10 protein-coding genes are annotated in these 13,650 nt (G+C 73.8%); 7 read left to right on the top strand and 3 right to left on the bottom strand.

The genetic code is table 11. The features are described from left to right. The 7 genes from R7226_RS29025 to R7226_RS29055 form a co-directional block, all read left to right on the top strand. Nucleotides 1-488: M24 family metallopeptidase (locus R7226_RS29025; RefSeq protein ID WP_318600964.1), on the top strand; the 488-nt coding region annotated here is incomplete at its 5' end. Nucleotides 489-586: 98 nt separating this feature from the next. Next, a complete protein-coding gene (locus tag R7226_RS29030) occupies nucleotides 587-2,167 on the top strand; it encodes an ABC transporter substrate-binding protein (protein WP_318600965.1) in 1,581 nt (526 codons plus the stop codon). A gap of 1 nt (nucleotide 2,168) precedes the next feature. Beyond that, nucleotides 2,169-3,131 carry an ABC transporter permease gene (locus tag R7226_RS29035; RefSeq protein ID WP_318600966.1) on the top strand — a complete coding sequence of 321 codons (963 nt, stop codon included), beginning with the start codon at nucleotides 2,169-2,171 and terminating at the stop codon, nucleotides 3,129-3,131. Further along, entirely contained in the window at nucleotides 3,124-4,020 is an 897-nt protein-coding gene (locus tag R7226_RS29040; protein ID WP_318600967.1) for an ABC transporter permease, read from the top strand. Before R7226_RS29035 ends, R7226_RS29040 begins: the two co-directional genes overlap by 8 nt. Next, complete coding sequence (locus tag R7226_RS29045; protein ID WP_318600968.1) at nucleotides 4,017-5,018, top strand: ABC transporter ATP-binding protein; 1,002 nt, start codon at nucleotides 4,017-4,019, stop codon at nucleotides 5,016-5,018. Before R7226_RS29040 ends, R7226_RS29045 begins: the two co-directional genes overlap by 4 nt. Further along, the gene (locus tag R7226_RS29050) at nucleotides 5,011-5,805 is read left to right on the top strand and encodes an ATP-binding cassette domain-containing protein (protein WP_318600969.1); all 795 of its coding nucleotides are present in this window, start codon (nucleotides 5,011-5,013) and stop codon (nucleotides 5,803-5,805) included. Before R7226_RS29045 ends, R7226_RS29050 begins: the two co-directional genes overlap by 8 nt. A 144-nt stretch (nucleotides 5,806-5,949) precedes the next feature. Further along, on the top strand, nucleotides 5,950-7,464 hold the full coding sequence (locus R7226_RS29055) for a glycosyl hydrolase family 28 protein (protein WP_318600970.1): 1,515 nt from the start codon (nucleotides 5,950-5,952) through the stop codon (nucleotides 7,462-7,464). Here R7226_RS29055 and R7226_RS29060 read toward each other — a convergent pair. From R7226_RS29060 to R7226_RS29070, 3 genes are all read right to left on the bottom strand, one after another. Further along, the gene (locus R7226_RS29060) at nucleotides 7,457-9,061 is read right to left on the bottom strand and encodes a hypothetical protein (RefSeq protein WP_318600971.1); all 1,605 of its coding nucleotides are present in this window, start codon (nucleotides 9,059-9,061) and stop codon (nucleotides 7,457-7,459) included. The two genes, R7226_RS29055 and R7226_RS29060, sit on opposite strands and share 8 nt — an antisense overlap. Beyond that, complete coding sequence (locus tag R7226_RS29065; RefSeq protein ID WP_318600972.1) at nucleotides 9,058-10,536, bottom strand: MFS transporter; 1,479 nt, start codon at nucleotides 10,534-10,536, stop codon at nucleotides 9,058-9,060. The genes R7226_RS29060 and R7226_RS29065 overlap by 4 nt, the downstream gene beginning before the upstream one ends. 73 nt (nucleotides 10,537-10,609) lie before the next feature. Continuing rightward, nucleotides 10,610-13,444, bottom strand: coding sequence for an AAA family ATPase (locus tag R7226_RS29070; protein WP_318600973.1), 2,835 nt, complete (start codon nucleotides 13,442-13,444; stop codon nucleotides 10,610-10,612). Nucleotides 13,445-13,650 lie beyond the last annotated feature (206 nt).

Below are 13,650 nucleotides of genomic sequence, written 5' to 3' on the forward strand. Positions count from 1 at the left end.
GGTGCCCGGACCCCGGCAGCGGGCCGCGCCCCGCGGGTGCCGGCGCCCCGACGTCGGCGCGCGTGGTCGGCGACGGCGAGCTGATCCTCTGCGACCTCGCGCCGCGCGTCGGCGGCCACTGGGGCGACTCCTGCGCGACCGTCGCCGTCGGCGAGCCGCCGGCCGCCGCGCGCGCCGCGCACCGCCGCGTCCACGACGCGCTGCAGCGCGCGATCGACGCGATCCGCCCCGGCGCGAGCGCGGCGGAGATCGACGCGCTCACGCGCGCCGGCCTCGACTACCCGCACCACACCGGCCACGGCATCGGCAGCTCGTACCACGAGCGCCCGCGGCTGGTCCCGGAGGCGCCCGGCCTCCTGCGCGAGGGGATGGTGCTCGCGCTCGAGCCCGCCCTCTACGCCGACGACTTCGGCATCCGCCTCGAACACGTCGTGCGGGTCACCGCCGACGGCTGCGAAGTGCTCTCGCGACACCGGCTGGAGCTGTAGCGATGCGAGTGCCCCGAAGAACTGCTCCCCCACCGCAGCACGGCGTCCGCGGATGCCAGGCAGTGCCACTTCGCCCTGTAACGAAAGGACGTCGCGACATGAAGCGCCTCGTTGCACTCTCCCTGCCGGCGGTCGCAGCGGTCACGCTCGCCGCCTGCGGTGGCGGGAGCTCATCGACCACCACGAGCAGCGCCGACGGGGGCGGCGGAACCGCGACCGAGACGACCGCGGCGACGACCGCCGCGCCGGGCGGCAGCGGCGGCAGCCTGACGGTCGGCGCGGCCTCCGGGATCCCGCAGCTGAACCCGGTCCTGAAGGGGACCGCGTTCGAGGAGGCGCTCTTCCCGCTGCTGTGGGGCGGTCTCTCCAGACTGGGCCCGGACGGCACCGTCGAGCCCGACCTCGCGACCAGATGGACGCCGTCGGCCGACAACAGAAGATGGACCTTCGAGCTGCGCGACGGGGTCAGATTCTCCAACGGCAAGGCGCTCACGGCCAACGACGTCGTGGAGACGCTGAAGTACTACCAGGACCCCGACACCGCGACGCAGCTGAAGACGGCGCTGGAGCCGGTCAAGAGCGTCACCGCCGACGGCAGAGCGAGAGTCGTCTTCACGCTCAGCAGAGCGAACGTGCTGCTGCCCGAGGTGCTCGTCCCGGTCAAGATCGTCGACGTCGACTCGCTCAGAACGATCGACAGAGAGCCGGCCGTCACCGGTCCCTTCACCGTCAGCGAGTTCGTCCCCGGCGACCACGTCTACCTGAGAAGAAACGCCGACTACTGGGGCGACCCGGCGCCGCTGGACGAGATCAGACTCGTGAAGGCCGCCGACTCGACCTCGGCCGTCACCTCGCTGCGCTCCGGCGACCTCGACGCGCTCTGGTCGGTGCCCTCCTCCGACATCCCGCAGCTCAGAAACGAACCCGAGATCAGCATCGTCGAGCCGGACGTCACCGGCGTCTACGTCAGCTGGGAGATGGACCTCAGCTCGCCGCCGTTCGACGACCTGCGCGCCCGTCAGGCGCTCGCGTACGCGACCGACCGCGAGGCGATCTTCAAGGCCGCCTACTACGACCAGGGCCTCGTCTCGGCGACGAACACGCCGCTGGCCGACAACAGCCCCTGGTTCGCCGAGGGGATGACCGACTACAGCTACGACCTCGACAAGGCGAGAGAGCTGTTCGAGCAGGCCGGCGTGAGAGAGCTGACCTGGTGGGGCGTCGCGGGCCAGTACCCGGAGTGGAACACGAGCGGCCAGATCCTGCAGGCGAGCCTGAAGAAGATCGGCGTCGACCTGAAGATCGAGAACAGAGAGCTGTCGAGCTGGCCGGCGAAGTTCTACCCGGCAGGCAGAAGATATCCGGGCCTCGTCGTGCCGAACTTCCAGTCGTTCGCGCCCGACCCGTACTTCCAGCTCAGCTTCCTGCTGAGAGGCCGCTGCGAGTGCAACTGGGACAGCCCGGAGTTCAGCGACCTCTTCGACGAGGCTGTCGCGACGCCCGACAGAGACGCCCGCAAGGCCGTCTGGGACAGAGCGCAGAGACTGATCAACGAGCAGGTCCCGATCATCGTCCCGGTCCAGACGACGGTCGCCACGGCGACGCAGAAGGACGTCGTCGGGGTGTGGGTCGAGGGCGGCGGCCTGCCGCACTTCGAGTCGGCCGGCTTCGCGGAGTGACGTGAGCCGATACGTGATCACCCGCGTGGCGACGAGCGTGCTGCTGCTCGTCGCCACGTCGGTCATCGTCTTCGCGGTCCTGCGCGCGCTCCCCGGCGACCCGGTGATCACGCGGCTCGGCTCCACGCAGGGCGTCTCGCAGGAGACGATCGACCGCCTGCGCGAGCAGCTCGGGCTCGACCGCTCGGTGCTCGCGCAGTACGGCGAGTGGGTCGGCGGTCTGCTGCGCGGCGACTTCGGCACCTCGTACTTCAGCCAGTACTCCGTCACCGACCTGATCGGGCAGCGGATCGGGACGACGCTGGAGCTGACGATCGTCTCGGTCGGGCTGTCGGTCGCGCTGGCGGTGCCGACGGCCGTCGTCGCCGCGCTGCGGCCGCACGGCTGGATCGACCGCGCGATCTCGGGGCTGTCGTCGCTGGGGATGGCCTTCCCGCCGTTCGTCGCCTCGATCTTCCTGCTGATCGTCTTCAGCGTGCAGCTCGGCTGGCTGCCCGCGCGCGGCTGGGTTCCGCTCGACGAGAGCGTCAGCGAGAACCTGCGCCACCTCGTGCTGCCGGCGGCGGCGCTGGCGGCGGTCGCCTCGCCGCTGATCGTGCGCTACCTGCGCGCCGAGCTGGTCGAGGCGCTCGACCAGCCGTACGTGCGCACGGCCGAGGGCAAGGGCGTGCCGCGCGTCTCCGTCGTGCTGCGCCACGCGCTGCGCAACGCGCTGCTGCCGGCGCTGACCTCGGTCGGCCTGATCTTCGGCTACACGCTCGGCGGCGCGGTGCTCGTCGAGTACGTCTTCGGCCTGCCGGGCCTCGGCTCGCTCGCCGTCGAATCTGCTTTGAGACGCGACTACGCGGTGCTGCAGACGGTCGTGCTGCTGCTGTGCGCGGGCTTCATCCTGACGACGCTCGTCGTCGACCTGCTGGCGCGCGCGCTCGACCCGCGGCTGCGGACGGTGAACGCGGATGGCTGAGCCGACGACGGGCGCCGTCGCCGCGCCCGCTCCGCCCGCCGCCCCCGCGCCGCGCGCCTCGCTGGGCGAGCGCCTGCGCCGGCTGCCGCGGCCGACGCTGCTCGGCGTCAGCGCCGGGCTCCTGCTGCTGCTCGTCCTGCTGCTGCTGGCGGCGCCGCTGGTCGCGCGCTGGGACCCGGCCGAGCAGGATCCGGCGATCGCCTTCTCGGGCTCGAGCTGGGACCACTGGTTCGGCACCGACGACCTCGGCCGCGACCTCTTCGCGCGCGTCCTCTACGGCGGCCGCCTGACGCTGCTGATCAGCGGCGGCGCGGTGCTCGTCGCGTTCGTGCTCGGGACGACGTGGGGCTTCCTCGCGGCGTTGCGGCGCGGGATCGTCGACGAGCTGCTGATGCGCACCGCGGACGCCCTGATGGCGATCCCGCAGCTGCTGTTCGCGCTCGTCTGCATCTCCGCCTTCGGCGCCTCGACGCTCAACCTCGCGCTCGTGATCGGCGTGCTGCTGGCGCCGACGACGGCGCGGATGGCGCGCAGCGTCGCGCTGCAGGAGATGAGCCGTGACTACTACGCCGCCGCGGTCGCCTACGGCGCGCGCCGCCGCCGGCTGCTGCTCGCCGAGCTGCTGCCCAACGCGGTCCCGCTGCTGGCCGTGCAGGCGGCGATCAACGCCGCCGGCGCGATGATCCTGGAGGCGAGCCTCAGCTTCGTCGGGCTCGGCATCCAGCCGCCGGACGCCTCGTGGGGGACGCTGCTGAAGGAGGGCTACCAGTTCCTCTACCAGCGCTGGGAGTACGCGATCTTCCCCGCGCTCGCGATCCTGCTGACGATCTGGCTGCTCAACGTCGTCGCCGACCAGCTCGGCGCCCGCTCGAACCGAGGTCGCAGATGACCGCCGCGCTTCCCGCTCTCGCCGTCGAGGGGCTGACGGTCGTCGCCGACGCCGGACGCGCTGGCCCGCTGCCGATCGTGCGCGACGTCTCGTTCACGGTCGCGCGCGGTGCCCGCATGGGGCTCGTCGGTGAGTCCGGCAGCGGCAAGACGATGACGGCGATGGCCGCGATGGGGCTGCTGCGGCGGCCGCTGCGGATCACCGCCGGCAGCGTGCGGCTCGGCGAGACCGACCTGCGCGCGCTGCGCGGGCGCGCGCTCAACCGCGTCCGCGGCGGGCGGATCGGGATGATCTACCAGGATCCGATGCGGTCGCTCAACCCGCTGCACAAGGTCGGCGACCAGATCTCCGAGACGATCCGCCTGCACACGTCGCTGAACCGCCGTGAGGCCGGCGCCCGGGTGTTGGAGCTGCTGGATGACGTCGGCATCGCCGACGCCGCCGCGAAGGCCCGCGCCTACCCGCACGAGCTGTCCGGCGGGATGCGCCAGCGGGTGATGATCGCGATGGCGCTCAGCGCCGACCCCGAGGTGCTGATCTGCGACGAGCCGACGACCGCACTCGACGTCACGACGCAGCGGCGGATCGTCGAGCTGCTGGTGCGGATCTCGCGCGAGCGCGAGGTCGCGATGGTGATGATCACGCACGACCTCGGCGTCGCCGCCGGCTTCTGCGACGAGATCGCGGTGATGTACGCCGGCCGGCTGGTCGAGCAGGCGCCGGTGCGCGAGCTGTACGCCGCGCCGCGCCATCCCTACACCGAGGCGCTGCTGGGCGCCGCCTGCGACCTGACGCTGCCGCTCGGCAGGCCGATCCCGACGATCGCCGGCCAGCCGCCGCTGCCCGGCCAGCTCGCGAGCGGCTGCAGCTTCCACCCGCGCTGCCCGTACGCGCAGGAGGTCTGTGCGCAGCAGCGGCCGGCGCTCGCCGAGAGCGGGGACGGCGGCCGCGTCGCCTGCCACTTCGCGCTGACACGAGAGGAGGTGCGGCATGGCTGAGCCACTGCTGGAGGTCCGCTCGCTCGTGAAGGTCTACGGCGGCAGACGGGTCGTCGACGACGTCTCCTTCACGGTCGCGCGCGGGGAGACGCTCGGGCTCGTCGGTGAGTCGGGCTCGGGCAAGTCGACGAGCGCTCGCTGCGTGCTGCGGATGATCGAGGCCGACGGCGGCGAGATCCGCTTCGACGGCGAGGACGTGCTGGCACTCCAGCGCGAGCAGCTGCGCAGGCTGCGCCGCCGCATGCAGGTCGTCTTCCAGGACCCGCACGGCTCGCTCAACCGCCGCCAGACGGTCGCGCAGGCGCTGGAGGCGCCGCTGAAGGCCCATGGCCTCGGCGACAAGGCCGCGCGGACGGCCCGCGTCGCCGAGCTGCTGGAGCTGGTCGGGCTCGCGAGCGGCTTCGCGCAGCGGCGGCCGGACCAGCTCTCGGGTGGTCAGGCGCAGCGCGTCGCGATCGCCCGCGCGCTTGCGCTCGAACCGGAGTTCGTCGTGCTCGACGAGGCCGTCTCGGCGCTCGACGTCTCCGTCCGCGCGCAGGTGCTGAACCTGCTCACGACGCTCCAGCGGGAGCTGGGGCTGACGTACCTCTTCATCTCCCACGACCTTGCGATCGTGCGCTACATGGCGCACCACGTCGCAGTGATGCGCCACGGCCGCATCGTCGAGGCGCAGCCGCGCGAGCGTCTGTTCGCGCACCCGCAGCACGAGTACACGCGCAGTCTGATGGACGCGATCCCGGTCGCCGACCCGGAGACCGAACAGCGCCGGATCCTGGGCGTGAGCTAGCCGGACCGCAGTTCACAACTCAATACAGCCGCGAACCCGCCAGGGGGCGGGTTCGCGCACCCCACCCAGGAGGCCGTTGTGATCGCAAGATCCGCAGTGCCGTATTCACGCCTGGCCGCATTCGCCTGCGCGCTGCTCGTATCGATGTGGTTGAGCACGGGCGCGGCGAGCGCGCTCGACGTCAGCGTCCGCGACGTCGGCTACGGCGCCAGAGGCGACGGCGTCACCAACGATCGCGCCGCGATCCAGAGCGCGATCGACGCCGTCAACAGAGCCGGCGGCGGGACGGTGACGCTGCCCGGCACCTACACGTACCTGACGGGCAACCTGATCCTGAAGTCCAACGTCACGTTCAACATCGCGTCGGGCGCGACGCTGAGACAGAGCCAGGATCCCGCCCACTGGGCGAACACGCCGACGAGAGGACGGGTGATCCCTGGCAGCAGAATACAGTTCATCACCTACCTCGATCAGAACTATCCGCTGCTCTACGCCGGCAACGTCTCGAACGTCCACATCACCGGCAGCGGAACGATCGACCTCACCTACAACACCAACGACGACAACAGCGTCCTCGTGCACGGCATCGGCACGCACTACGCGACCAACTTCTCGATCAGAGGGATCACGATCGCCAACGCCTCGGCGTACAACGTCGCGCTGCGCAACAGCGACAACGTCGAGGTCTCCGGCATCAGAACGGTCACGCCGCGGACGCTCAACTCCGACGGCATCAGCATCATGAACAGCGGCAACGTCTCGGTCCACGACAATCACCTGACGACCTACGACGACGGCATCTACGTCTGGGCCAGCTACGCCGACCCGCGCAGAAGCGCCTGGTGGAACTCCGACGTCGCGCGCACCTCGCACGACATCGAGGTCTACAGAAACGAGGTCTACAACCTCGAGACCAACGGCTCGCACGGCTTCCTCTTCATCAACTGGACCGCCGCGGCGCCGGATGCGTCCAGAGTCGAGATCTCCAGAGTCAACGTCCACGACAACTATTTCTCGGCGACCCATCCGATCGGTGCGCTGTCGAACGACATCTACAACCCCGGCGGGTACAAGACGCCGACGAAGTGGCTGCGGTTCGCGAGAAACACGCTGGTGTCGACCGTCAGAGGCAACCCGCTGACGAACAACCTCGCGTCGGTCGCGACGACCGACCTCTCGATCGACGACCCGGTCTACAACTTCGGCGTCTCGTCGAACACGGAGGGCATCTACAACAACAACTTCGACGGCGGCAACGCCTGGCCGAGCCAGATCGGCACCTCGTTCTGGTCGACCGAGGGCACCGGCACGGCGAGCAACGCGAGCGTCGGGCAGCCGGGCGGCTGGTTCGGCGAGATCAACAGATTCGACAGAGGCTATGCCTCGATCACGCAGGGCGTCTGGCTCGCGACCGGCACCTACACGTTCAGCGCCTCGACGCAGAGCAGCGGCGCGTCGATCAACCTGCTGGCGGTGCAGGCATCGCCGCTGTCGGTGATCAGAAGCGCCACCTTCACGAACACCAGCTGGGCGACCAACTCGATCACGTTCGACGTCACGACGGCGGGCAACCACCGCCTCGGGATCGACAACGGCGGCGGTGGCGGCTCGACCGACTTCGGCCGGATCGACTCGGTGACGCTGACGAAGATCAGATAGCGCGACCTCTGCTGACGGTGATCGTCACGACGGCGCCGGGGGCGCGCACGCTGCGCGCTCTCGGCGTCAGCGTGACGACGCGTCCGCGGCGCACGCGCGAGCGGACCTTGCGCAACGGCCCCTTCGATCTGCAGCCGGCCGTCGCGATCGCTCTGCGGGCGGCGGCGACCGTCGCGCCGCGGCGGACGCGCGGGACGACGCAGGGGCGGTACGGGCGTGAGCGCTCTCTGCTCGCTTCGGGGCGAGGGCCGGTCGGCTTCAGCTCGCGGCCGCCGCCGCCCGGCTCGGCCGGAGCCGGCCCCGGCGCGAGCTGCGGCACGGGCGCGGGCGGCGGCAGCAGCTGCTCCACGCCGGCGACCGTCGGCGCGTGCGCGAAGGTCCGCCGCACCTCGACGACGGCGCCGGCCGGGACCTCCAGCAGCGAGACCTCGCGCAGCCGGTTGTTGAACGGGAACGAGAACTCGGCCGGGGCGGGGTCGAACGCGATCGCGCCGGCCGCGAGCGCGCCGCTCTCCGCGCGATGGGCGACCGTGCCGGGGCCGGTCGGGTGGCGCAGCTCGCCGCCGGCCGGCGACAGCTCCGGCTCGGCCGGGAGGCGCCACAGCGACGGCGGATCGGTCAGCGCCGAGTGCGTCATCACCACGCGCACGCGATGCGCGCGCTCGTCGCTGCTGATCCAGCTGTCGCGAACCGCTATGACGCGATGCTCGCGCGTGAAGCGGTAGGTGCGCTCGTGGCGGATGCCGCTCGGCCGCACCGACATGCACTCCGCCGGCAGCGGGTCGGGCCGGTCGGTGCCGCTGCAGTGGACGATCGGCACCGACTCCAGCACCGTGACGTCGCCGCTCTGCGGATCGACCGTCACGGCCGACTGCACGCCCGTGTAGCCGGCCGGCGCGCTGCGGTCCTGCGGGCCGGCGCCGTCGAAGTCGAGCCGCGGGATCAAGCGACCGCCGTAGGACGCGGCGCCGTCGACCTCGACCGGGGTGCGCGGGTCGGCGGCGTCCGGCAGCAGGTACGCGGCCAGCGCCCACGACGGCGTTCTCGCGAGCGTGTCGGGCAGCAGCGAGAAGACCTCGCGGAGGCCGCCGTCATCGCTCGGCCGCACGTTCGCGATGCCGTGCCGGTGGCCGGTGTAGACGTCGAAGCTGAACGGGCGCAGCTCGACCGAGCCGCGCACCGGCGTCACGCGCGCCTCGGGCGCGTACGCCGTCAGCGCCACCAGCCGCGGCTCGAAGGCGGCCAGCTCGTCGCCGGCATGGCCGGCCGGGACCGCGCGCAGCCGGCAGGGGGAGGAGCCGATCGCCGTCATCGAGGCGGTCGTCGTGAAGCTGCCGTCGGCGGCGACTCTGATCGGCTCGGAGAGTCTGCCGCCAAAGCCGGGCTCGCAGCGCAGCGCGAGCATGTCGCCGGTCGTGCCGTCACTCGTGCCGGAGACGCTGAAGACCGCCTCCGGCGCGGCGAATCTGTAGGCGGCGTAGAGCGGCTCGCTCGGCGTCGTGATCGCCGTGCGGGTGACGGTGGCCGACGCGCCGGTGGGGAGCAGCAGCGCGAGCGCGGCGGTGGCGGCGGTGGCGGCGGGCAGCAGGCGGATCATCGCGTCACCACCTTCGCGTCGGCGTCGGCGTCGGCGGGTGCGGCGGCCGCTCGCGGTGCCAGCGTCAGCGCCGCCAGCGCCGCGCCGAGTGGCCACAGGGCGCTCACCAGGTAGGCCTCGTGGAAGGCGTCGAGTGCCGCGCCGAGGCCGACCGGCGAGCCGAGCACGGCAAACAGGATCGCCGTGCCGAGCACGCCGCCGAACTGGCGGAAGGCGGAGGAGATCGCGCTCGCGGAGGCGAACCGCTCCGGCCGCACGTCGCGCAGGGCGGCCGCGCCGAGCGTCGGGAACGACATCCCGAGTCCGATCCCGTTCAGCACCATCGCCGGCAGCCACGTGCCGAGGAAGTCGGGCTCGGCGCCGGCAGTGCGCACGACGAGGATCCCGGCGACGTACAGCAGGCAGCCCGGCACGATCACGGCGCGGTGACCGTGGCGGTCGGCGAGCTTGCCGGCCGGGATCGCGGCGACGGCGCTGGCGATCGCGCCCGGCACGACCGCGAGGCCGGCGGTGAGGATCCCGTAGCTCCACACCGAGGTGAGGAAGAGGATGTTCGCGAGGATCGTCGAGAAGAAGCCCATCCCGAGCAGCAGCAGTCCGAGGTTCGCGCGCGCGAAGCTGGGGATCCGCATCAGCTTCGGATCGACGATCGGCCGCGGGTGGGTCGCGCAACGGCGCGCGGTCGCCGCCAGCAGCACGCCGGCCGCGACCGCGCTGGCGACGATCGGCGCGCTCGTCCAGCCCCAGTTGCCGCCCTCCACGAGCGCGAGCGCGAGCAGGCCGAGGCCGGCGACGGCGAGCGCGCTGCCGGCGAGGTCGGGCAGGCCGGTCGCGCGCTCGTCGACGCTCTCGACCAGCGAGCGCCGCGCCATCGCCCATACGAGCAGGCCGAGCGGCACGTTGACGAGGAAGACGAGGCGCCAGTCGGCCAGCTCGGAGAGCAGGCCGCCGAGGGCCGGCCCGCCGGCCGCCGCGAGCGCCGCCGAGGCGCCCCACATGCCGACGGCGGCCGCGCGCTTGGCGACCGGGAACTCCGGCAGGATCAGCGCCAGCGAGACCGGCACGACGATCGCCGCGCCGACGCCCTGCACGACGCGCGCGGCGACGAGCACCTGCCAGCTCGGCGCCGCCGCGCACAGCACCGAGGCGGTGACGAACAGCAGCGTGCCGGCGAGGAAGACGCGCTTGCGGCCGAGCCGGTCGGCGAGGCCGCCGGCCGGCACCAGCAGCGCGGCGAGGACGATGAAGTAGGCGTCGAGCACCCACGACAGCTGCGCGAGCGTCGCGCCGCCGAACGAGCCGGCGATGCTGGGGAAGGCGGTGTTGACGATCGTCGTGTCGAGGAAGGCGAGGAAGCCGCCGGCGCAGGCGGTCGCGATCGCCAGCGTGCGGCGGTCGACGCGGCGCTGTCGCGGCGGCGCCGCGGCTCGGCGCGCGGCGAGAGGGGAGGCTGATGGGGACGCGGATGGGGGCATCGCTCCAGTTGAGAGCCCCGCGCCGCGCGCGACAATCGGGAGCCGACCCGGAGCTTTTCTCCGCCGGCCGCCCTCAGGGTGCCTCGGCCTCGGCCGCGGCGAGCGCGGCGACCAGCTCCGCGCGGCCGCTGACCCCGAGCTTCTCGTACGCCGCCGCGAGGTGCGTCTCGATCGTCTTGACGCTGAGGAACAGCTCCTGCGCGATCTCGCGGTTGCTGCGCCCGCCGGCGGCCAGCCCGCAGACCTGCGCCTGCCGCGGCGTCAGCGACGCGACGCCGTCGAGCGCCGCCTTGCGCGGCCGCAGCCCGGAGGCGACCAACTCGCGGCGGGCGCGCTCGGCCAGCGGCGCGGCGCCGGCCGCGTCAGCTGTCGCGAAGGCCGGTCTCAGCGCGTCGCGCGCCTCGATCCGCCGGCCCAGCCGCACGAGCATGCTGCCCAGCTCGACCTGCAGCTGCGCGCGCTCCAGCACTGCCGGCGCCTCCAGCTCCAGCGCGGCGGCCGCCTGCGCCGCGCGCCGCTCGCCGGGCGGCTCGCAGACGGTCCGCGCCAGCAGCGCCGTCATCAGCGCCGTCGGGGCGCCGAAGGCGTGCGCGAGCGCGACGTTCTCGTCCGCGACGACGGCCGCCTCCTCGAGTCGGCCAAGATGCGCGAGCGCGTGCGCGAGCGTCGCGCGCCACGACGTCCAGGCGGGGTTGCCGCGGCCCTGCGCGAGACGCCGCTCGCCGACCTCGCGCGCCGCCTCGGCAGCCTGCTCGAACTCGCCGGCGGCCAGCAGCAGCCGGGCGCGCGCGTGGCGCACGCCGGTCTCCCACCCTTCGTCGCCGCGCCACAGCTCCGGGCGGGCGTCGAGCACCGCCCGCGCGTCGTCGAGCGCGCCGCGCTCCGCGAGCGCGCCGACGAGCACCTCCGTCGACGCGGCCGAGACGAGCCCCGGCGCCGGCGCCAGCTCGATCGCGCGGCGCGCCTCGCACTCGGCCTCCTGCAGCCGCCCGACGCACAGCGCGAGGTCGCCGGCGTACCAGGCGGCGGCCGCGGCGAGCACGATCGAGCCGCTCTCGGCGGCGCTGTCGCGCAGCGCGCGGATCGCCGCGTCGGCGTCCTCGACGCGGTCGGTCACCATCAGCACGCGCACGCAGAGGTGGAAGCCGGCGCGGCGGTCGGCGAGCCGCAGCAGCGCGTCGTCGGCGAGCGCGGCGCGGGCGAGGCCGGCGCAGGTGCTCGCCTCGACGAGGCCGGTCTCGGCACCGAGCCAGGCGCGGTGGGCGAGCGCGGCCGCCTGCAGCTCCGGCACGTCGGTCGACAGCGGCGCGATCGCACGCACGCGCTCGGCCCGCTCGGCGTGGCGGTCGGTGTGCGTCAGCAGCGCGTCCATCGCCGCCAGCTCGGCCGCCAGCTTCAGGTCAGGGTCGTCGCCGTCGATCTGATCGCCGGCCGCGAGCACGCCGTCGAGCCACTCGCCGGTCGGGGCGATCGCCTGCAGCGCGCCGAGCCGTTGCAGGATCTCGACCCGCGTCGCCTGGTCGCGGCTGGCCGTGAGCGCCTGCTGCAGCTGCTCGTGCGCGTCGCTGCGGCCGGCGTGGAAGGCGGTCGTGCCGAGGCGGGCGAGGATCGCGGCGCGGTCGTCGCCGGGCGCGCGCTCCTCCAGCGCGCGAGTGACGAGCGCCGCCGCCAGCTCCGGCTCGCCGCGCTCGGTCGCGCGCGCGGCCGCCTCCTGCAGCGCCGCGCTCGCCGCCGGGTCGCTCGCCGGACCGCACGCGAGCAGATGCTCGGCGACCAGCTCGGGCGCGGCGCCGTCGGCGGCCAGCACGCGCGCGGCCTCGCGGTGCAGGCGCTCCCGCTCGAACGGGCCCAGCTCCGCGCGCACGGCCGCCTCCAGCAGCGGGTGCGCGAGCCGCCAGGCGTCGGCGGCGCAGAGCCCCTCGGCGGCGAGCCGGCCGCGTGCGACGGTCAGGTCGCCGGCGCCCGCGCCGACGATCTCGGCGACCGCGTGGTGGTCGGCGGCGGCGGCGAGGATCGCGAGCGCGTCGGCGACGGCGCGGTCGGCGGGGGAGACGTCGGAGAGCCGGCGGCGCAGCTGCACTCGCGCGTCGGGCGACAGCGGGACGGCGTGGCGCAGCGGGTCGCGCAGCACGTCGGGGCCGCCGATCGCGAGCTGCCGCGACAGCTCGATCAACAGCCACGGGTTGCCGCCGGAGGAGCGGTGGACGGCGCGGCAGTCGGCGTCGGAGGCGCCCGGCGCGTGGCGCCGGGTCAGCTCGAACGCGGCGGCGCGGCCGAGCGTGCCCGGCGCCAGCACGGTGCCGCCGCCGACGCCGCCGAGCAGCCCGACGGGATCGGGCTCCCAGTCGCCGATGCGCGAGCGGGTCGCGACGGCAAGCACGATCGGCAGGTCGGCGATCCGGCGCGCGAGGTAGGAGAGGACCGTGAGCGACTGCGCGTCGGCCCACTGCGCGTCGTCGACGAGCAGCGCCAGCGGCCGCTCCGCGGCGAGCGCCGCGCACAGCCACAGGACGCTGTGACCGACCTCGGGGCCGGCCTCGGGCACCTCGCCGTCGAGCAGCAGCCGCGCGGCCGCGCCGCCGAGCCCGGCGGCGGCCCGCTCGCGCGCGCCGTCGTCGAGCCGGCGCAGCGGCGTCTCCAGCAGCGTGCGCACGATCCCGTGCGAGAAGAAGCGCTCGCGCGGACCGTGGGCGGCGCGCCGCACGAGCCAGCCGGCGTCGCGCGTCCGCTGCTCGGCGGCGTCGAGCAGCGCGGTCTTGCCGAGCCCGGGCGCGGCGTCGACGACGATCGTCCGGCCCTCGCCGCCGGCCGCCGCCGCGATCGCGCGATCGATCGCGGCGAGCTCGGGGTCGCGCTCCACGAGCGGGCTCGAACGCGGAGCATCCGTCAGGCTGCTGAGCGCTGGCACCTCAGCAACGATGCCAGACGTGGCGGGCCGCGTGGGCCGGATCCGCACTCGCGCGAGCGTCGCGCCGGCGATCCACCGGCGCGACGGTCTGCGCGAGCCGTTCCTCACCGCGCCGGCAGCCGCACCGCGCGGCGGCCGGCGGCGGTCGCCGGCCGCGCGCCGCCGGTCACCACGGTCGCGCTCGCGACGATCCGCACGCCGCGCCC

It is taken from the genome of Conexibacter stalactiti, from assembly GCF_033542075.1.
GTDB lineage: Bacteria > Actinomycetota > Thermoleophilia > Solirubrobacterales > Solirubrobacteraceae > Conexibacter > Conexibacter stalactiti.